The organism is Bordetella muralis, from assembly GCF_054781015.1.
Map to the genome: position 1 here is coordinate 299,030 of NZ_BAAGVF010000010.1, position 19,439 is coordinate 318,468.

16 protein-coding genes are annotated in these 19,439 nt (G+C 56.7%); 14 read left to right on the forward strand and 2 right to left on the reverse strand.

Going from position 1 to position 19,439, the window contains the following annotated elements:
• The first annotated feature begins 178 nt into the window (after positions 1-178).
• The 4 genes from ACYVIT_RS26105 to pssA all read left to right on the forward strand — a co-directional run bounded on the left by ACYVIT_RS26105 (position 179) and on the right by pssA (position 4,483).
• Positions 179-1,894 (forward strand): acetolactate synthase 3 catalytic subunit, encoded by a 1,716-nt coding sequence (locus ACYVIT_RS26105; protein WP_415807075.1) that lies wholly within the window; start codon positions 179-181, stop codon positions 1,892-1,894.
• Between the two features lie 10 nt (positions 1,895-1,904).
• On the forward strand, positions 1,905-2,396 hold the full coding sequence (ilvN, locus tag ACYVIT_RS26110; RefSeq protein ID WP_094820104.1) for an acetolactate synthase small subunit: 492 nt from the start codon (positions 1,905-1,907) through the stop codon (positions 2,394-2,396).
• Positions 2,397-2,459: 63 nt separating this feature from the next.
• A complete protein-coding gene (gene ilvC / locus ACYVIT_RS26115; RefSeq protein WP_415807076.1) occupies positions 2,460-3,476 on the forward strand; it encodes a ketol-acid reductoisomerase in 1,017 nt (338 codons plus the stop codon).
• Between the two features lie 233 nt (positions 3,477-3,709).
• Positions 3,710-4,483: a CDP-diacylglycerol--serine O-phosphatidyltransferase gene (pssA, locus tag ACYVIT_RS26120; RefSeq protein WP_415807077.1), complete on the forward strand. Its 774-nt coding sequence runs from the start codon at positions 3,710-3,712 to the stop codon at positions 4,481-4,483.
• Positions 4,484-4,569: 86 nt separating this feature from the next.
• On the opposite strand, the gene ACYVIT_RS26125 is transcribed toward pssA, so the two are convergent.
• Positions 4,570-5,091 carry a hypothetical protein gene (locus ACYVIT_RS26125; RefSeq protein ID WP_415807078.1) on the reverse strand — a complete coding sequence of 174 codons (522 nt, stop codon included), beginning with the start codon at positions 5,089-5,091 and terminating at the stop codon, positions 4,570-4,572.
• A gap of 283 nt (positions 5,092-5,374) precedes the next feature.
• On the opposite strand from ACYVIT_RS26125, the gene rpsO reads away from it, so the two are divergent.
• The 4 genes from rpsO to ACYVIT_RS26145 all read left to right on the forward strand — a co-directional run bounded on the left by rpsO (position 5,375) and on the right by ACYVIT_RS26145 (position 10,107).
• Entirely contained in the window at positions 5,375-5,644 is a 270-nt protein-coding gene (rpsO, locus tag ACYVIT_RS26130; protein WP_012248532.1) for a 30S ribosomal protein S15, read from the forward strand.
• Between the two features lie 90 nt (positions 5,645-5,734).
• Positions 5,735-7,894, forward strand: a complete 2,160-nt coding sequence (pnp, locus tag ACYVIT_RS26135; RefSeq protein WP_415807079.1) for a polyribonucleotide nucleotidyltransferase — start codon at positions 5,735-5,737, stop codon at positions 7,892-7,894.
• A gap of 149 nt (positions 7,895-8,043) precedes the next feature.
• Positions 8,044-8,769, forward strand: coding sequence for a hypothetical protein (locus ACYVIT_RS26140; RefSeq protein ID WP_415807080.1), 726 nt, complete (start codon positions 8,044-8,046; stop codon positions 8,767-8,769).
• A gap of 120 nt (positions 8,770-8,889) precedes the next feature.
• Positions 8,890-10,107: a threonine ammonia-lyase gene (locus tag ACYVIT_RS26145; protein ID WP_415807081.1), complete on the forward strand. Its 1,218-nt coding sequence runs from the start codon at positions 8,890-8,892 to the stop codon at positions 10,105-10,107.
• A 16-nt stretch (positions 10,108-10,123) separates the two neighbouring features.
• On the opposite strand, the gene ACYVIT_RS26150 is transcribed toward ACYVIT_RS26145, so the two are convergent.
• Entirely contained in the window at positions 10,124-10,672 is a 549-nt protein-coding gene (locus ACYVIT_RS26150) for a PIN domain-containing protein (RefSeq protein ID WP_415807185.1), read from the reverse strand.
• A 378-nt stretch (positions 10,673-11,050) separates the two neighbouring features.
• Between ACYVIT_RS26150 and ACYVIT_RS26155 the strand changes: the two genes are divergently transcribed.
• From ACYVIT_RS26155 to ACYVIT_RS26180, 6 genes are all read left to right on the forward strand, one after another.
• Positions 11,051-12,934: a type VI secretion system Vgr family protein gene (locus ACYVIT_RS26155; protein ID WP_415807082.1), complete on the forward strand. Its 1,884-nt coding sequence runs from the start codon at positions 11,051-11,053 to the stop codon at positions 12,932-12,934.
• 19 nt (positions 12,935-12,953) lie between these two features.
• Positions 12,954-13,796 carry a hypothetical protein gene (locus tag ACYVIT_RS26160; RefSeq protein ID WP_415807083.1) on the forward strand — a complete coding sequence of 281 codons (843 nt, stop codon included), beginning with the start codon at positions 12,954-12,956 and terminating at the stop codon, positions 13,794-13,796.
• Positions 13,796-14,575, forward strand: a complete 780-nt coding sequence (locus ACYVIT_RS26165; RefSeq protein WP_415807085.1) for a hypothetical protein — start codon at positions 13,796-13,798, stop codon at positions 14,573-14,575. Before ACYVIT_RS26160 ends, ACYVIT_RS26165 begins: the two co-directional genes overlap by 1 nt.
• Before the next feature lie 107 nt (positions 14,576-14,682).
• Entirely contained in the window at positions 14,683-15,684 is a 1,002-nt protein-coding gene (locus ACYVIT_RS26170) for a hypothetical protein (RefSeq protein WP_415807086.1), read from the forward strand.
• Positions 15,685-15,752: 68 nt separating this feature from the next.
• A complete protein-coding gene (locus tag ACYVIT_RS26175; protein ID WP_415807087.1) occupies positions 15,753-18,392 on the forward strand; it encodes a DUF2169 family type VI secretion system accessory protein in 2,640 nt (879 codons plus the stop codon).
• A complete protein-coding gene (locus tag ACYVIT_RS26180) occupies positions 18,389-19,432 on the forward strand; it encodes a pentapeptide repeat-containing protein (protein WP_415807088.1) in 1,044 nt (347 codons plus the stop codon). Before ACYVIT_RS26175 ends, ACYVIT_RS26180 begins: the two co-directional genes overlap by 4 nt.
• The last annotated feature ends 7 nt before the right edge of the window (positions 19,433-19,439 follow it).

Sequence of the window (19,439 nt, forward strand, 5' to 3'; positions counted from 1 at the left end):
TTGCACTGCGTTCCCGACGAATGCGTGCCAGGTTGGCAAGGTGTCTGGGTGGCGAGGTTCCGTGAATCTCAAAGCGCCAGATCATGTTGTCGGCGTTGGTATTTGTTCGGTTGCTGCCGTATCAGGGCGTGCAACAGTCTGGAAAACAGGGCCGGTCCTGAAACAGGAAATGAATATCATGGAAACCATAGGCGCCGATATACTCGTGCGCTGCCTGGCCGAAGAAGGCGTCGAGCACGTTTTCGGCTATCCCGGCGGCGCCGTGCTGTACATCTACGACGCAATTTTCAAGCAAGACAAATTTCAGCATATCCTGGTGCGCCACGAGCAAGCTGCCGTGCATGCCGCCGATGCCTATTCGCGCGCGTCGCAAAAGGTCGGCGTATGTATCGTCACCAGCGGCCCCGGCGTGACGAACGCCGTCACGGGTATCGCCACTGCCTACATGGACTCGATCCCGATGGTCATCATCAGCGGACAGGTCCCCACGGCGGCCATCGGCGAGGATGCCTTCCAGGAATGCGATACCGTGGGGATCACGCGTCCTTGCGTCAAGCACAACTTCCTGGTGCGTGACGTCAAGGATCTGGCCGATACGCTGCGCAAAGCCTTTTACATCGCCCGCACCGGCCGGCCCGGCCCCGTGTTGGTGGATGTCCCTAAAGACGTCAGTCTGCAGCCATGTAAATACGTCCCGGCCAAGGGCGAGATCAGCATGCGCTCGTATGCGCCCGTCAACAAGGGCCACCAAGGGCAGATCAAAAAAGCCGTGCAGATGCTGCTGGCTGCCGAACGCCCGATGATTTACTCGGGTGGCGGCGTCATTCTGTCCGATGCTTCGGACGAACTGCGCCGTGTGGCTGAGTTGTTGGGTGCGCCTTGCACCAACACGCTGATGGGCTTAGGCGCCATGTCGGCGACCGACCGTCAGTTTGTCGGCATGCCGGGCATGCATGGCACCTACGAGGCCAACATGGCGATGCAGCATTGCGATGTGCTGTTGGCCGTGGGCGCGCGTTTTGACGACCGCGTGATCGGCAATCCCCGTCATTTTGCGCAAAACGCGCGCAAGATCATTCACATCGATATCGACCCTTCGTCGATTTCCAAGCGGGTGCGGGTCGATGTGCCGATCGTGGGCAACGTGAAAGACGTGCTGGTCGAGCTCATCGCGCAATACAACGCCGCGCGGGCCGAGGCCAAGCCGGCTTCCCAGGAAAAATGGTGGCAGCAGATCGAGGCATGGCGTGGCAAGGAATGCCTGAAATACGCTCTCTCCGACGAAGTCATCAAGCCGCAATTCGTGGTGGAAAAGCTCTGGGAAGTCACCGGCGGCGACGCTTTCGTGACCTCCGATGTGGGCCAGCACCAGATGTGGGCGGCACAGTACTACAAGTTCAACAAGCCGCGTCGCTGGATCAATTCCGGTGGCTTGGGCACCATGGGTGTGGGCTTGCCGTACGCCATGGGGGTGCAGATGGCGAATCCGGGATCGGAAATCGCCGTCATTACGGGTGAAGCATCGATTCAGATGAACATCCAGGAACTGTCCACCTGCCAGCAATACCATCTGACGCCCAAAATCATCTGCCTGAACAACCGTTTCCTCGGCATGGTCCGGCAGTGGCAGCAGATCGATTACGGCTCGCGCTATTCTGAGTCGTATATGGATTCGCTGCCCGATTTTGTGAAAGTGGCCGAGGCATATGGCCACGTGGGATTGCGTATCGAACGTCCGGCTGATGTCGAGCCTGCGCTGCGCGAAGCATTCAAGAAGCACAAGGATCGCCTGGTCTTCCTGGATTTCATTACGGATCGCACCGAAAACGTGTGGCCCATGGTGAAAGCCGGCCGCGGGCTGACCGAGATGCTGCTCGGTTCCGAAGACCTGTAAGGAGGCGGTCATGAAACATGTGATTTCCGTGTTGATGGAAAACGAACCCGGCGCGTTGTCGCGCGTCGTGGGGTTGTTTTCTGCGCGTGGCTACAACATCGAGACCCTGACCGTGGCCCCGACCGAGGACTCGACCTTGTCGCGTCTGACGGTGGTGACGGTCGGCTCGGACGAGGTGATCGAGCAGATCACCAAACACTTGAACCGTCTGGTCGACGTGGTCAAAGTCGTTGATCTGACCGAAGGGCCGCACATCGAGCGCGAGCTGATGTTGATCAAAGTCCGGGCTGTCGGCAAAGAGCGCGAAGAAATGAAGCGCATGGCCGATATTTTCCGTGGCAGCATCATTGATGTGACCGACAAGACGTACACCATTGAACTGACCGGCACGCAGGACAAGGTGCAGGCATTCATTGACGCCCTGGATCGCAGTGCCATCCTGGAAACCGTGCGCACCGGCGTGTCCGGCATCGGGCGCGGCGAACGGATCCTGAAGATCTAACAGGCATTTTTGCCTACACCCCTACTGCATTAACTGAATTCAAAATAATCCGGAGTACACAACATGAAAGTTTTCTACGACAAAGACTGCGACCTCTCCCTCGTTAAAGGCAAAACCGTTGCCATCATCGGCTACGGCTCGCAAGGCCATGCCCACGCCCTGAACCTGCATGATTCGGGTGTGAAGGTCGTTGTCGGTCTGCGCAAAGATGGCGCTTCGTGGAAAAAAGCCGCTAACGCTGGCCTGGAAGTCAAAGAAGTCGCCGAGGCCGTCAAGGCCGCCGACGTAGTCATGATGTTGCTGCCTGACGAAAACATCGCTGCGGTCTACCGCAACGAAGTCCACGCCAACATCAAGGCTGGCGCCGCGCTGGCATTCGCTCACGGTTTCAACGTGCACTACGGCCAAGTCGTGCCCCGTGACGACATCGACGTCATCATGATCGCCCCGAAGGCCCCTGGCCACACCGTGCGTTCGACCTACGCCCAAGGCGGCGGCGTGCCCCACCTGGTGGCCGTGTATCAGGACAAGTCCGGCTCGGCCCGTGACGTGGCCCTGTCGTACGCCAGCGCCAACGGCGGCGGCCGTGCCGGCATCATCGAAACCAACTTCCGCGAAGAAACCGAAACCGACCTGTTCGGCGAACAGGCCGTGCTGTGCGGTGGTACGGTCGAGCTGATCAAGGCAGGTTTCGACACCCTGGTCGAGGCTGGCTACGCCCCGGAAATGGCTTACTTCGAGTGCTTGCACGAGTTGAAGCTGATCGTTGACCTGATCTACGAAGGCGGCATCGCCAACATGAACTACTCGATCTCGAACAACGCTGAGTTTGGCGAATACGAGACCGGCCCCAAGGTTGTCACCGAGCAAACGCGCCAAGCCATGCGTCAATGCCTGACCGACATCCAGACCGGCGAGTACGCCAAGAAATTCATCCTGGAAAACGCCGCTGGCGCCCCGACCCTGACCTCGCGCCGCCGCATCAACGCGGAATCGCAGATCGAACAAGTCGGCAGCAAACTGCGCGCCATGATGCCTTGGATCGCTGCCAACAAGCTGGTCGACAAGTCCAAGAACTAAGATCGCGTTAGTCACGCTTTGCCCCGCGAAGGGGTAGGGCAAGAAAGGCATCCTTTCCCAAGGATGCCTTTTTTTTGCCGCAGTGCGGCCTCGGCGCGTCGTTGGGTGCCCGCAGCAAATCCGGCCGGCACGCCAATTGCGGTGGGCCGGCAAGCCGCTAGCACCGCGTTAGAGGCCTTTTTTCCTTACGAATGAGTTAACCTTTCAGCTATTCGCCGCCACTTTTTGTAAATATGCCCAATTTTTCAATGCGAGATTCTGAAAATCGTCATCGCAGTATCTATTTGCTGCCTAACGCCTTTACCACCGCGGCGCTGTTTGCCGGCTTTTACGCTGTGGTGCAGGCGATGAACGATCGTTTTGAGACCGCCGCTATTGCGATTTTCGTCGCCTTGGTGCTGGATGGGATGGACGGCCGAGTGGCGCGGCTGACCAATACCCAATCGGCGTTCGGCGAACAATACGACTCCCTGTCGGACATGACCTCGTTCGGCGTCGCGCCGGCGCTGGTGATGTACGAGTGGGCCCTGCATGATCTGGGCCGCTGGGGATGGCTGGCCGCATTTGTGTATGTGGCGGGGGCGGCGTTGCGCCTGGCCCGCTTCAATACCAATATCGGCGTCGTCGATAAACGCTATTTCCAGGGGTTGCCCAGCCCGGCAGCCGCTGCGCTGGTGGCGGGTTTTGTCTGGCTGGCGATCGATAACAAGCTGCCTCTTCAGGATGGTGTGCTGAGCTGGGTGGCGTTCGCCCTGACCATGTATGCGGGCGTCACCATGGTGTCGAATGCCTCGTTCTTCAGCGGCAAGAGCTTTGCCCTGGGCCGCAGCGTGCCGTTCTGGGGCATTTTGCTGGTGGTCGCCGTCTTCGTATTTGTATCCAGCGATCCCCCGGTAGTCCTGTTCGGCCTATTTGTGCTCTATGGCCTGTCCGGATGGGTAGTGATGTTCTGGCGCTGGAACCGCGCCAGAAAGTTTCAGCAAGAGCGCCGCTCGCACTCGGACTGAACCGGCCCGCATTGACGCAAAATCGCGCATCGCCACAGTCCTGTGGCGTGCGCGTCCTCAAGCCTGGATCAGCGCCTCAACCCCTCTCAGCGCCAACGCCTGTCCTCGTCGTACAACGGGTCAGGCCCGGGATGAAAGCGGGTCACGCTATTGCCGTCTCGTCCCATATACACGTACATGAGCGAGTTCCACACGCCCGACTGCTTGTAACGGTACGCCCAGACGGTTTCGCGCACGCTGGGCAGGCCTACCCCCGAGATATCGGCCGGCGGGCCGAACTCGCACTGGACTTGCTCCGCCGTCATGCCCTGCGCCAAATGCTGCTTGAAATAGGGATCGGTCAGAATAGGAACGATCTGCTCGGTGCGTCCATCGCTCGTGAGATCCGTGCCCCAGGCGTACTGGCCGGACGGCTGGGTGGTCCAGATGACGCGATGTGTGCCGTCGGCTCGGGTGCATTCAAAATTGGGCCGGCCAAACTGGCTCGTGACCTCGCCCATCGGGGCGCCGGGCGGCACCTGGGCCAGATTGGCGCAGGCCGACAGGGCACCCAGCGCGGCGGTCAGCGCCACGGCGCGGCTTGCCAAGCGGTAAATATGGCGGGGCATGGCGATTCTCCGGCGGGCGGCGGCCATGGGGCCAGCACCCGAAAAGGGCGGCCAGACAACGGGTATTCCGGCCTAGTAGGGTAATTCTAGCGAATCGGCTATAATTCCATCCTTGATTTGCCCGGCTATTGTGTATGGCCGGGCAAATTAATATTGAACGCACGTCAAAAAGTTGTACAACAAGTCGTATTTCGCGCATGCCAGCGCCTGCGCAACTGTTTGCCGTTTTTTAAAACCACGGTAGGGCACCTCGGCCCTGCCGCCAGTCCGAAGAGGTCATTCCATGTCCGTAGCTGACATCAAAAAAGCCGACATCGTCGCTCAGTTTCAACGCGCCCAAGGCGATACCGGTTCCCCCGAAGTCCAAGTAGCCCTGCTGACCGCTCGTATCAACGAGTTGACCGGTCACTTCAAAGAACACATGAAGGACCACCATTCGCGCCGCGGTCTGCTGCGCATGGTCAGCCGTCGTCGCAAACTGCTCGACTACCTCAAGGGTCGCAATCCCGATTCGTACCGCGCACTGATCGAAAAACTCGGTCTGCGCAAGTGATCGACGGGGCAGGCTCCCCATGACACAACCGTGGTCGGTGCGGCGTTTGTCGCAGCGGCCACGGTTTTTCATTTGTAAGGAATTCTCGTCATGTTCAATAAAGTGACTAAATCGTTCCAATACGGCCAGCATACGGTCGTGCTGGAAACCGGCGAGATCGCCCGCCAGGCCTCCGGCGCTGTGCTGGTGTCGGTGGACGATACGGTTGTATTGGCCACCGTCGTGGCTGCCAAAAAGGCAAAACCCGGTCAGACGTTCTTTCCGCTGACGGTCGACTACATCGAAAAAACCTACGCCGCTGGCCGTATCCCCGGTGGCTTCTTCAAGCGCGAAGGCAAACCCTCCGAAAAGGAAACCCTGACCTCGCGCCTGATCGATCGTCCGTTGCGTCCGTTGTTCCCCGAAGGCTTCTACAACGAAGTCCAAGTGGTGCTGCACACCCTGTCGGTCAACCCCGACATCGATCCCGATATCCCGGCCATGATCGGCGCCTCCGCTGCTTTGGCGATCTCGGGCATTCCGTTCAATGGTCCGATCGGCGCCGCTCGCGTGGCCTACATCGATGACCAATACGTGCTGAACCCCACCGCTTCGCAATTGAAGTCGTCCAAGATGGACCTGGTGGTCGCCGGTACCGAAAATGCCGTGCTGATGGTCGAGTCCGAGGCTCAGCAACTGTCCGAAGAAGTCATGCTCGGCGGCGTGGTGTATGGCCACGAACAAATGCAGGCAGCCATCAACGCCATCCACGAGTTGGTGCGCGAGGCTGGCAAGCCCGATTGGGAATGGCAAGCCGCTCCCAAAAACGAAACCCTGATCTCTGCAGTCACCACGGCAGCCCAAGCCAACCTGGTGGCGGCTTACCAGATTCGTGAAAAACAGGCGCGTACGACGCAACTGCGCGAGGCCTATGCCGACGTGCATGCCAAGCTGGCTGAACAGGCCGCAGCCGCTGGCCAGGACGCTCCCGACGCTGTCGAAGTCGACAACATCCTGTTCGACCTCGAAGCTCGCATCGTGCGCGGCCAGATCCTGAACGGCGAACCCCGTATCGACGGCCGCGACACTCGCACCGTGCGCCCCATCAGCGTGCGCCTGGGCGTGTTGCCGCGTGCACACGGCAGCGCCTTGTTCACCCGCGGTGAGACGCAGGCTCTGGTTGTCGCCACGCTGGGCACCAAGCAAGACGAGCAGATCATCGACGCGCTCATGGGCGAATACCGTGACCGTTTCATGCTGCACTACAACATGCCTCCGTTTGCGACCGGCGAAACCGGCCGTATCGGCGTGCCCAAGCGCCGCGAAATCGGCCACGGCCGTCTGGCCAAGCGCGCCTTGGTCTCGCTGCTGCCTGCCCACGAGGATTTCCAATACACCATCCGTCTGGTGTCGGAAATCACCGAATCCAACGGCTCTTCGTCGATGGCGTCGGTGTGCGGTGGCTCGTTGGCGATGATGGACGCAGGTGTGCCGCTCAAGGATCACGTGGCCGGTGTGGCCATGGGCTTGATCCTGGACGATGGCAAATTCGCCGTCCTGACCGACATCCTGGGTGACGAAGATCACCTGGGCGACATGGACTTCAAGGTGGCCGGCACGCAAAACGGTATTACCGCGCTGCAGATGGACATCAAGATCCAGGGCATCACCAAGGAAATCATGCAGGTAGCGCTGGCCCAGGCCCGCGAAGGCCGCCTGCACATCCTGGGCAAGATGACCGAAGCCCTCGAAGGCTCGCGTGGTGAACTGTCGGCCTTTGCGCCGCGCATGCTGACCATCAAGATCAATCCCGAGAAGATCCGTGACGTGATCGGCAAGGGCGGCGCTACCATTCGCTCCCTCACCGAAGAAACCGGCACCCAGATCGACATCTCCGATGATGGCACGATCGTGATCTCCAGCGTGGACGAGGCTCAGGCCAAAGAAGCCCAACGCCGCATCGTCGAACTGACCGCGGACGTCGAAGTCGGCCAGGTCTATGACGGTTCCGTCCTGCGCCTGCTGGATTTCGGCGCCATCGTGCAAGTGCTGCCGGGCCGTGACGGCTTGCTGCACATCTCGGAAATCGCCAACTATCGCATCGCCAACATCAACGATGTGCTCAAGGTCGGCCAACAGGTCCGTGTCAAGGTCATCGAGGCTGATGACAAGGGCCGTCTGCGTCTGTCCATCAAAGCCATCGGCGGGATCGAGCAACAGCAGCAACCTGGTGCTGAAGCCGCCCCTCAATCGGCGCCGCAAGCTGAATAAGCTTTGCGTTTCTTGAGCAAAAAACGGCACCGCAAGGTGCCGTTTTTGTTTTGTTTACGGTAAATTCCTGGACGCGAGGATGCAGGAACATGGGGTGCCTGCCGCGACACAACGGAGCACTCATTGGTCAGTACAGGAATCATACGGGCATGAGGTGCCCACGGTGGGTAGCCTGGATGTGTGCGAGCGGCATCCTGTTGTGGGCGGCCGGCTGTTCGCTAGGTCAGCCCGAGGCAGTCGGGCCGGAAAGCGAAGGCATGTCCATGGATCAGTTTGCGCAGACTGACTTCAACCGGACCGTCACCCTGGAAATTCGCGACAACCTCGACAGCCTGTACAGCCTGCTGGACAAACTGTATCGCCGCAATCCTCGCGAATGGCGCAAATCCGGCGTTCCCACGCAAGAGGCGGCGGTGGCCCGGGTGCGAAAAATGATCGAAAACCGCACACCGCCTGCTGACTTAAGTGGTTTGCGCGATATTCAGATCCTGGCGGTCTCGCTGGATCCTGCTTATACCCGCGACCGGGTGGCTGCCTTTATTTATGGTCTGGCAGATACGTTGATCGCTGCCCACAACGATAAAACGCGTATTTACGTGTCCGATGTGCTGCATGGGCAGCGGATCTACAACGCCGCTCGCAACGTCGAGGCAGCTGCCTGGTTGCTGGCATCTCGCCGCAATGTGGCAGGCGAGCCTTTGTTATTGGCCAACGAAATATCTCCCACCGTGACCAACCTCAGTTTCGAGCGCGAATTCGGTGCCATCATTGGCCGATTGGATTTGATTGCCAACCTGTTGGGCGAGAACGACCGGCGCATCGGGATCAATTATGCGCAGGGACTGCTGTTCTTTAATTTCCTGCCCGTGCGCTGAGGATTTACACTCATGGTCCCGGCCATATGCGTGGCTGGTGATGAACCTGCTGGCCGTATTTGATGGCGATCCTCTGTCGCTACAGCCAAGCAGTGTCGACGATTTTTACTGGATTCGACCGTGATCGATCTCGCCGCCATACAAGCCGCCCGCGCCCGTCTACAAGGGCAAGTGCATAAAACGCCATTTACGCACTCGCGCACGCTCTCCGACATCCTGGGCGCCGAGATCTGGCTGAAATTCGAAAACCTGCAGTTCACTGCCTCGTTCAAAGAGCGAGGTGCGTTAAATCGAATGCTGGCGCTGACACCGCAGGAACGCAGCAAGGGCGTCATCGCAGTGTCTGCCGGCAACCATGCCCAGGGCGTGGCCTATCACGCGCAATGCATGGGCGTGCCTGCGGTGATCGTCATGCCTCGATTCACCCCTACGGTCAAAGTCGCCAATACGCGGCGCTTCGGTGCAGAAGTCGTCCTGCATGGCGATACCTTTGACGATGCGCAGGCGCATGGTTACGAACTCGTACGTGAGCGTGGCCTGATCATGATCCATCCCTACGACGACGAGGCCGTCATCGCAGGGCAGGGCACTCTGGCGCTGGAAATGCTGGAGGACCAGCCGGACCTCGACGCCATGGTCATCGCCATCGGTGGCGGTGGCTTGATCAGCGGCATTGCGACCGCGGCGAAAGCGATCAAACCGGGTATCGAAATCGTCGGCGTACAAACCGAGCGCTTTCCCTCCATGTACGCTGCCGTGAAGGGGGCGTCGATGGCTTCCGGTCACTACACGATCGCCGAAGGTATCGCGGTGAAATCCCCTGGCGTCATCACCCAAGAAATTGTTCGTCGCGCGGTCGATCGTATCGAACTGGTCAGCGAGAGCGATATCGAGCACGCTATCGTCGTGCTCCTGGAAATCGAGAAAACCGTGGTCGAGGGCGCGGGAGCAGCCGGCCTGGCTGCACTGCTACGCGATCAAGCCGAAGGCGGGCAACGTTTTCGCGGCAAACGTGTTGCGCTGGTGCTGACTGGCGGCAACATCGATCCTTTGATGCTGGGCGAATTGATCGAACGCGGCATGGTACGCGCGGGCCGCTTGGCCCGTATCCGCGTGGATTTGCGCGACTTGCCCGGCGCCTTGGCGCACGCCACCAAACTGATTGCCGATGCCCAGGCCAACATTACCGAGGTGCATCACCAACGCGCCTTTACCGCATTGCCTGTACGGAACGTCGAAGTCGATTTCGTATTACAGACTCGCGGCCCCGAGCATATTCAGGAAGTGATCGATATATTGAACGCCGCAGGGTTTGCGGCGAGCAATCACGATCATTGAGCCTCTCGGCGGCGCGTCACAGCCCGTCGCGCGCGACCAGCGCCTTTAGCCTATACAGCCGCTCGCGATGCAGCGTTGCGTCCAGCGGCTCCGGATCCCGGCCCAGCGCAACATAGTCCGCCGGTATCGCCCGGATCGATTCGCGCAGCTGGTTCGCATCGTCTTGCCACCATTGCGACAATAATTTATCCGGGTTAAATACGTCCAGCCCCTGGCGCCGCAGCTCGGAACGGCGAAAGTCCTTTAGATTCCAGGTGGTCACCAATACCTGGGGCGGTTGCTGCAGCCCGCAGCGGGCTCGTAGGGCAAGTCCTGCCGCGATGACATGAAAATCCTTGGGATCGCTGTAACGTAACCCGGCTTCGTATACCTGCAGATCGCCTTGCGTCGCTTGCGGAAACCGTTCGTTCATTTCCGCCCATTGTGTCTCCAACACATCCAGGGGGATATCCCAGAGCCGCGCGGCATTCCGGCGCCATTCCTCGCCGATGCGTTCGCTCCATACAGGCTGATAGACGCCATGGGCAGCCAGACTCAGCATCAAGCGGCGCATGATCCCGGACATCAGCACACAGGCGTCCAGCACGACAAAGGGGGACGAAGCAGGGGGAAGGGCAGGCACGGCAGTTGGCGCCAGGCAGCGCCTCAAAAATAAGTGACGGCCGTCACTGTAACAGGAACGCCCTCAGGCTTTGTGGTAACAAGAGGTAGCTATGGGGCCAGACATCCTATTGGGCAGATTCTTCTGGCGTTTCAGATAGTTATAGATTCGTTGCATCTATTAGGGAAAACCGCCTTGAGTCCCTATTTTTCTTCCAGTAGCTTGCTCTGATTAGTCTATAACGGCCCATTGTGCGTGGTTCACATGACACTGGGATGAACATCCTGGATGGTCTGTCGTGTGGTCGCGGCAACGGCCGGAGATAGTCTCTGGAGAAAGTTTGTGGATATTCCTAGCGTCCTTCAGTCTCGCCCCATCATTGCCCATACGGCAGTAGACGGCCTGACATTCCGGCAAATGGCAGGATATGAGGGGTTGTCGCAACTGTTCGAATTCGAAGTCGAGCTGCTTGCAGACAATTTCAACCTGGATTTGAAACAACTGCTGGGCAAGCCCTTGACCCTCGAATTGGCGACCTCATCCGCAAAGCGTTATCTCGGCGGGCAAGTGGTGCGTTGCGTCATGGTGGGCCGCGAAAACAGCGTCTCGCGCAATTACATCTATAAAGCCACGGTGAAACCCTGGCTCTGGTATCTGACGCAGACCTCGGATAACAAGATATTCCAGCAGAAAAACGTCCCCGACATTATCAAAGAGGTGCTCGGGGAATACGGGTATCCATTCGAAATGAAGCTCACGGGCAGCTATCGCTCGTGGGAATATTGCGTTCAATATCAGGAAACGGATTTTGCCTTCATCAGCCGCCTGATGGAGCACGAAGGGATTTACTACTACTTCAAGCACGATAAAGACCAGCACACGCTGGTCATGACCGACGATATTGCCTCGCATAGCCCGGCGCCTGGTTACGAGACGATTCCCTACTACGGCCCCGACCGGGTAGCGACGCCGCAGGAAGAATGCATCTCGATGTGGGAAGTCTCCGCGCAGGTGACGCCTGACGGCTACGCCACGGTGGACTATGACTTTACGAAACCCGGGGCGAGCCTGGATGCGATGTCCAAGCGCAAGGGCGGCTCAGAGCCGGGCAACCTCGAAATGTTCGAATGGCAGGGCGGTTTCCAAGAGGCGCAGCATGGCGAGCAATATGCCCGGATTCGCCTGGAGGAATTACAAAGTATTCAGGAACAGAACCTGGGGCTGAGCAACGCTCGGGGCTTGGCGCCGGGGCATTTGTTTACGCTGCGCAATCACCCGCGCAAAGCGGAAAACCGCGAGTATCTGGTGGTGATGGTGAACTACCGGATGAGTGTCGGCGGCTATTCCAGTGGGAGCGGGACGGAGGAGTTTTACGAGGAGTCATTCTCGGCTCTGCCGTCGAACGTGCAATATCGCGCCCCTCGCACGACACCGATTCCGCGCACCCACGGCCCGCAGACGGCGCGTGTGGTGGGACCGGCGGGCAAGGAACTCTGGACCGACAAGTACGGCCGGATCAAAATCCAATTCCATTGGGACCGCTACGGCCAGAAAAACGAAAGCAGCTCGTGCTGGGTGCGGGTGTCTAGCCCGTGGGCCGGCGGCGGATTTGGCGGGTTGCAATTGCCGCGGATCAATGACGAAGTGGTTGTCGATTTTATCGGCGGCTGCCCGGATCGGCCGATCGTGTTGGGGCGTGTCTATAACGCCAACAATATGCCGCCGGTGGAGTTGCCGGGCGGGGCAAATCAGAGTGGTTTCCGCAGCCAGTCGGTCTATGGCGATCCGACGATGTGCAACAAGATGATCTTTGATGACACGCTGGGCTCGGAGCTGGTGCATCAGCGGGCGCAGAAGGACCATTGCCATGAGGTGGTGAATAACCATAACCATACGGTTGGTTGCAACTATATCTTGGATGTTTGCGGGCTATACAGCCTGCATGCCGGTCAAATGAGAGTTGAAGTTTGCGGTACGACGAGCTTTACGTTGCACGACACAACTACGACGCACATCGAAGGCACCTACACAAAAACAGTCGACCAGCTTTATACGAAAATTAGTAACGCTGGCATTACCGAGGTCACGACTGGAGTATTGGACCGCACTCAGGACGGAGAGCAAAAGCTCACCGAGACTGGCAACGTGACGCACACGTTGGAGGGCGATTACGGCTCCACACATACGGGCAGCTTCAAAAAAATCATCATCGGCGACGTTGGTTAATCAATTGTAGGGGAAGGGAATGGCAAGCCTAGACGAACTGACCGAAGAGTTAAAGGGCTACCAAGGCAATACGGGTGATTATCCAAGCCAGGCTGACATCAATCAGCTGATGCAAGCGCACGGCGTGACGGACGTTTCGCAGCAACAGCAGGACGTGTTAAGCAACATGACGGATAAGCTGTCCAAACAGTCTGAGGGAAACTTTGGAAGCCTCGGTGGACTGATGGATGGCGCGGAAAACGTGACGGACTTCCTCGTCTCAGGGGAAAAACCTCGCGAAGACAGCAAGAACATGGAGGCGCCCGTTGATCCTGAGTTGGCCGCTCAGGCTGAAGTGGCAGCCATTAGTGCGCTGAGTAATCCCAGCCTGATCGCTCCGGGGTTTCACGTGCAGGGTAATCTCAACGCCACGGTCTATGACAAAGTTGACCTGACGTTCCAGAGTTCACACCTGAAAAATAACCTGGACATAACAACCTACACGCATAACGCTAACGTCACAATCAACGCTAAGCACGTGCGGCTAACTGCTCCCAGTTTGATCATCAAAACCAGTAATGAGGAGCGTAATAAGGTCACCGTCTCCAAAGTCGCGAAACGGATTTTCAATGTCGGATTTGGACTGTATTCGACGCAGTCCACTCCCATCAGTACCACTGCCTTGACGGCAGTGAATTTTGAGCCAAGCGGGATTTCCAATAGTGCTGTTGTGTTTCGGTTGGCGTTGGTTGGAATGCACCATAACCGGGCCACGTTACGTGTTGGGGTCAAGGGGGTGAACGTGGCCTTTAAGGAATCGGTGAGTGTGGACTTCGCCTCATCAAAGCGCACCCATCGTGTTGGGATAAGGATCATACTGTAATGCCTCCGGATTTCACTGCTACCGATCTGGCTGAGTTGCTTTCTAGCCTGAGAAAAAATATCGATAGAGAGCTGACGGAGCAAGGAGGTACCGCAGCACTTAGTCCTGCCGATCAGCAAACCATCGCGATCGCCCAAACGCAGCAAGCGTTTGAGCGTGCAGGGATAACCGATTCCAAATTGCGAGGGGATACCGAGGCTCGTATTCAGGAGTACATGAGTTTGGGCGTCAGCCCTAGGACTGCCGCGTCCGCTGCGGCCTCTTCGGTGCTGAGTCCCGCGGCTCCCTCCGCCGGCGAGTTTGCCGTCGAGGGTAAGGTAATCAAGGAAGTAAAGGACAAATCGGTCTATCACTTTAATAGCACAGAGCATCTGCATGTTCTGAATAGCGCTATTCATAATCACTTTGGCAAGATCACCTATGAGGTCGGCACACATGATGTGGAGATCAATTGCGAGACGATCACCACAGCCTCCACGTTAGATTGGGGGCGTTCGCATTGGGGTACCGCCATAGGTGAGTATCCGGGTAGCTATGAGTCCACGACAGGCATGTCCGCAACGGCATACTTGGCGGTCACAAAGTGGGGAGGGACAAATTTGGCATTCTCTGTTGCAACTGGAATGCTTGCGGCGTTTCGCACGCAATCTACGGTGATAGAAGCCGAAGGTATCGGTTTTAGTAAAACCAGAGCCAAAAGCTTGGTCGAGGCAACCTTAATTAATGTGGCTGTTGCCCAAACCGTTAAAGTGAATGCCCCGTTCTGGAGTATCAAGTGACGTTCGATCTCGCCACAAATCCAGAGGCGGCGAGCGCGATGAGTGCGATCGAGGCATTGGAGTTGACTCCGGATCCGACCCAAATAGGGTCGCAAATCGCGCCGATCATGGATCGTTATGGCGTAAACCCATCCGCTCAGGTAGACGTTATTCAGAGGATTAGAGGTCGACTGAAGCCCGGCATGACGGGGGATGACCTGAACCCCTTTGTTCGAGAGGCGGTGGGACGTGCTGTCGCGGACCCGCGCGTAGCGGGGGAGCAGGCGAGAGAGGCGGTGACTGAGGCAGGACAGACTCTGAAAGGGGATGACCTCAGACAGCATGCGGTTCAAGTCGCTGGTCAAAAGGCAGCCATGACGGGGGCCAGTAGCCAGGATGCAGAGGTGCGGACCCAAAAATATCTCGATCAGGGTATGTCTCCGTCGGCCGCCGCCCAGGCCGGCGCCATGGTCGCCGTGGCACGTCATATGGGTTTTCCCGAGGGCTTCGAGATATTCGGCCGTCTCACAGCGCGGGTCAGTGGCCTCGTGATCGAGACCAATCGGGGACGCGAAGAAAAAACCGTCACGAACGAAACGGTTTGGGATATCGATCAAAGTCTGGTGCAGACCGCAATCGAGTCGTACGCCATCAACTGCCATAACTACAAGGCGACCGCCGACCACGACGTCAGTTCGGGTAATTTATCTATGGGTTTTCACTGGGGTGGCTATCAAATGTTCTCGCCCCAACCTATATCACTGACAGGTTTAAGCGTCGGTGCGGCGGCGACGCTAAACACTGCTTATGTGACCAGCATGCAGGGCACGCCTTATCGACTTGCGATTCCCATGGCGGGTGACTTTTATGCGACGTTGGTTGCCGTGTCCGCGACGGGAAAAGCCAAGGGCGCTGAAACCAGAGAGGTCAGCAAGCAATTGCTCGATATCTGTATCGGTAAATATGTAGTTTACGATTCGTTAAGCAGCACCGTATCCGATGAGGCAGTTAGTGCAATGGAGGCTGTACAAACCGCAAAGAAAGCGGGCAAATGGCTGGCCGCCGCGTTATTGGTTTCGGGCGGTGCTGTGGCGGCGTCTGCGGTAGATGTTTCGAATCATTCTGAGTGAGGTGTAGGGTTGACTAAGGTGCCTGTTGGACGCTTATCGCCGCCGCAGTGGCATTCAGGCTCATCACGATGAAGATCATTAAGCCCTTACGTTTGATGATCATGCCGAGGCCGTATCGATGGCGCAACGGAAAATATCTCGCCGTTACCGTCGCTGTACTGATCAAGGACGAGGCGGGCTCCGTATCGTTACTCCCTGAACATACGTTGCTGCATGAAGTCTTGCCCGCTCTGGACTCGGATGAGGTGCTGGACTTCGCTATGCCAAAACCCAATCCGGAATTTCTGGTCAGCGGCTACGCCTATACAAACCATCAAGAGGATAAAACCAAATGCATGGTGAGTGTGCGAGTGGGCGATAAGAAAAAAGAAGGACTGGTATTTGGCGACCGTCACTGGATAGACGGCCGCATATCGTCGCCGCAGCCTTTCGAATCCATGCCGTTGAATTGGAGCCATTCGTTTGGCGGACCGGAGTATCCGTACAACCCCCTGGGCACGGGGATGATCGAACGTGAGATAGACGGCGTTCGTGCTGTATGGCTGCCAAATCTGGAGTCCCCCGCAGAGCGTATTCGCTCTCGTGGTCAGCACGTCGGTCCATTCAACTTCGGCCAGATCCGCATTGATTGGTTGCATCGTTTCAGTAAGATGGGGTCCTACGATGAAGAATGGGCCACTCAGGTCGGAACCGGTTTTTTCGACGATATGGACCCCACATTATTCAACTCCGCCGCTGATGATCAGATCTGGCAGGAGCGATCGTCTTTGTCCATGGATGAGCCGTTCGAATTATGGAACATGCATCCCGAATATCATTGCTGGTCGGGAGCTTTGCCCGGCTTGAAGGCACGCAGTTTCATCCGTCGCAGAGGTAGTGATACTGACTGCCTCGATGAGATTCCGATGCGAGCGACAACGGTCTGGTTTATTCCACATCAATGTCGCTACGTTGCGTTATTCCATGGACACATTCCCATTGAAGAGGATGACGCTTTCGACGTGAGCGCCGTCATGTCGGCGTTGGAGCGCATTAATGAGCCTCGGCCGCTGAAGCATTACATCGATGTCTTCAATGCCCGGAGCAATATTCAGGAGGCGGCCTTTCACGCGTTGCGAGACGAAGAACTCATGCCAGGTGACATGCTTGCGCCTTGGTTCGAAAATGACTCGCTAGACCAACATCCCATGCTGTCCAGGCTGGGTGATCGTCTTGGCCGCCATAGCGACGCGTACGCTGATAAACAGTTGGTTGGTCCGATCAAACCGCTGGCCTTGAGCGATCTCCCCGAGCTTGCCGCGCGCAACCAAAGTCTGCATGAGAAATTGATCGGCGAACAACAGAAAGCTGTAGGCAAGCGCCTCAACGAGATCGAGCGTCGAGCCGAGCTTGACTCGGATGCATGGCAGAAAGAGTTGATCCGAACGCTAAAGAACAGTTTGCAAAATCCTCGGGAAGGAGAGGTATCCATTCCCATCAGCGGCCCTCCGGACGTGGCTCCTCTGATCAAGCCGTTTAAGAAACTCGATACACGGCGAGGAGTGCGTAGAGCTTTGGTTGGCGCTTCGGGCGATACGTCGCCAGCCAAGGAAATGTATCAGCTTACTAAAGCGTCTTTGCACAACACGTACTTGTACACGGCTCATTATCAGCAGAGCGTGGATAGCGCGGGTCCACAACAGGCAGCCAAGCTGCGCGAAAGAGTGCTCTGGAAACACCGGCTCAATAAAGACTTGAGAAACATGAATCTGACCGGGGCGAACCTCTCCGGCATGGATCTGGCTGGGGCTGATTTCTCTGGGAGCTGGCTTGAGAAAGTTGATTTTTCGAATACGAATCTGGCTGACGCTACCTTTACCGAAACCGTGCTGGCTCGTGGTGTTTTTGTTCGAACCAATCTGAACGGCGCAAGCTTTAACGGCACCAACATCAGTGAAGCGACATTCGAGCAAGCCTCGTTTACCGCTGCGCGTTTAGACGATTTAGTATGCGAGAAAGGAACAGTCTTCAGGAGCTGCACGTTTGAGAGCAGTGTTTTAATCGGCTTTTCTATCGACAAGGCCGAATTGAGCCATTGCTCTTTTCCCAAGGCAAAACTCGATAACGTCACTTTTGGCCAAAGCCACATAGCATCGTGTCGCTTTGACAACGCGCAGCTGGACAAAATCAACTTTGTCGAGTCGTGCGTTGAGGGCGTCGTCATCGCTGACTCCACTGTCATTGGCTCAATGTTCACGAACCTTGAGCTGAGTGACTTTCAGATCATCGACTCGGTTTTCATACAGAATATCTTGACCGACGATGTCAAAATTTCAGGCGCTGTTTTCACAAACAGCATCTTTAAACGCAGCCTTTTCAGCAATCTGGATTTTGGACGGTCCAGTTTTGAAGGGTCCGTGTTTGAGCAGTGCAATTTTTCGCTTTCCAGTCTCCAGCAGTGCAATCTCCGCAAAGTGCTGACACCGCAGTCCAACTTCACCCGGGCTAATTTTGACAGGTCAGATTTGTCCGGTGCCAATTTGATGCACGGCAATTTTTCCAAAGCGAGTTTCGTGGGTTCGAATCTATCCGCTTGTAATCTATTTCAGGCCGACATGTCGGAAGTCATGCTGGACCAGTCTACGTTGATAGTAGGCGCAAATATCAAACGCACCAAGGTGGCCCCTTTTAGAGCTGAGGCGTCACGGCTGCCTGGAGCTGAACGATGAGCAAAGCCGAGATTCTTCGCCAAGCTGATGGATTAACGCCATTGGAGAGAATAGATTTATCCGGTGCAGCATTGACTGGGGAAGCCCTGACGGGGCTTACTTTTATCAGAGTCAATTTTGCCAAAGTAGTGCTGTCTTCGTGCAACTTCAAGGGGTGCTACTTCGTTGAGTGCTCTTTTAGAGAGGCGAACGCGGTTGACACGGATTTTTCCGGTTCGCAGTTTTCCTCATGTGACATGACTGCTGCCGGCTTCGCCGGCTGTAGCTTGAATGACGGCTGCATCAGCGGGTCCAACCTCACCCGTGCGGCTTTTCAAGACTGCCAATGGTCCAATGTCGATGTAATGGATTCCGATCTAACACAGGTGACTTTCCATCGGCAAAATTTGAGTGGCACCGACTTCATGGGTGGAACGCTGACCGGAGCAGATTTCTCCGAGGCGTCGCTTGTCAAGGCGAGCTTTCACCAGCTCGATTTGAGAGATGTGATATTCGATGCGGCGGTGCTGAATGACGCAATGTTTTCGGGGTGCGATTTATCCGGGAAAATCTTTGCGTCCCAGGATTTGTCTGGTTGCCAGTTTAACGAGGCTATCATGACTCAATCCGATTTCTCAGATTGCCGATTGGTGATGTGTAATTTCACTTCGGCAAAAATTACGCGATCGGTGTTTGCCAACGCGGATATCCGCAACGCGGTGTTCGTCAGTAGTACGATTGAAGATTCCACCTTTACGGGCGCAATGACGACGCAATCGTTATGGAACGAATCGCTCATTACCTCGTGCCGATTTGGTCTGGCAAAAATGGATATGAGCAGCTTTGGTAGAGCAGTGTTGATCAATTGCGATTTTTACGGAGCCGATTTTCAGTTCTCCGACTTTTCGTATGCGCGCTTGAGTCAGTGTAACTTTGACGATGTGACCTTGAATAAAACAAAATTTCATCGGGCAATCACCGATTCCGACACCATCAAGACGCGCCCTGGTGCTGTCGAAATGGATAAGGAGTTGTTCGACGCCGAGTTATGGTCCGCTTAATTTCTTG

What these genes read in the sequence shown, in the direction of transcription:
- ACYVIT_RS26105 (WP_415807075.1), top strand. Translation starts at nt 179, where the DNA reads ATGGAAACCATAGGCGCCGATATACTCGTGCGCTGCCTGGCCGAAGAA.
- ilvN (WP_094820104.1), top strand. Translation starts at nt 1,905, where the DNA reads ATGAAACATGTGATTTCCGTGTTGATGGAAAACGAACCCGGCGCGTTG.
- ilvC (WP_415807076.1), top strand. Translation starts at nt 2,460, where the DNA reads ATGAAAGTTTTCTACGACAAAGACTGCGACCTCTCCCTCGTTAAAGGC.
- pssA (WP_415807077.1), top strand. Translation starts at nt 3,710, where the DNA reads ATGCCCAATTTTTCAATGCGAGATTCTGAAAATCGTCATCGCAGTATC.
- ACYVIT_RS26125 (WP_415807078.1), bottom strand. Translation starts at nt 5,091, where the DNA reads ATGCCCCGCCATATTTACCGCTTGGCAAGCCGCGCCGTGGCGCTGACC.
- rpsO (WP_012248532.1), top strand. Translation starts at nt 5,375, where the DNA reads ATGTCCGTAGCTGACATCAAAAAAGCCGACATCGTCGCTCAGTTTCAA.
- pnp (WP_415807079.1), top strand. Translation starts at nt 5,735, where the DNA reads ATGTTCAATAAAGTGACTAAATCGTTCCAATACGGCCAGCATACGGTC.
- ACYVIT_RS26140 (WP_415807080.1), top strand. Translation starts at nt 8,044, where the DNA reads ATGAGGTGCCCACGGTGGGTAGCCTGGATGTGTGCGAGCGGCATCCTG.
- ACYVIT_RS26150 (WP_415807185.1), bottom strand. Translation starts at nt 10,672, where the DNA reads ATGTCCGGGATCATGCGCCGCTTGATGCTGAGTCTGGCTGCCCATGGC.
- ACYVIT_RS26160 (WP_415807083.1), top strand. Translation starts at nt 12,954, where the DNA reads ATGGCAAGCCTAGACGAACTGACCGAAGAGTTAAAGGGCTACCAAGGC.
- ACYVIT_RS26165 (WP_415807085.1), top strand. Translation starts at nt 13,796, where the DNA reads ATGCCTCCGGATTTCACTGCTACCGATCTGGCTGAGTTGCTTTCTAGC.
- ACYVIT_RS26170 (WP_415807086.1), top strand. Translation starts at nt 14,683, where the DNA reads ATGGATCGTTATGGCGTAAACCCATCCGCTCAGGTAGACGTTATTCAG.
- ACYVIT_RS26175 (WP_415807087.1), top strand. Translation starts at nt 15,753, where the DNA reads ATGAAGATCATTAAGCCCTTACGTTTGATGATCATGCCGAGGCCGTAT.
- ACYVIT_RS26180 (WP_415807088.1), top strand. Translation starts at nt 18,389, where the DNA reads ATGAGCAAAGCCGAGATTCTTCGCCAAGCTGATGGATTAACGCCATTG.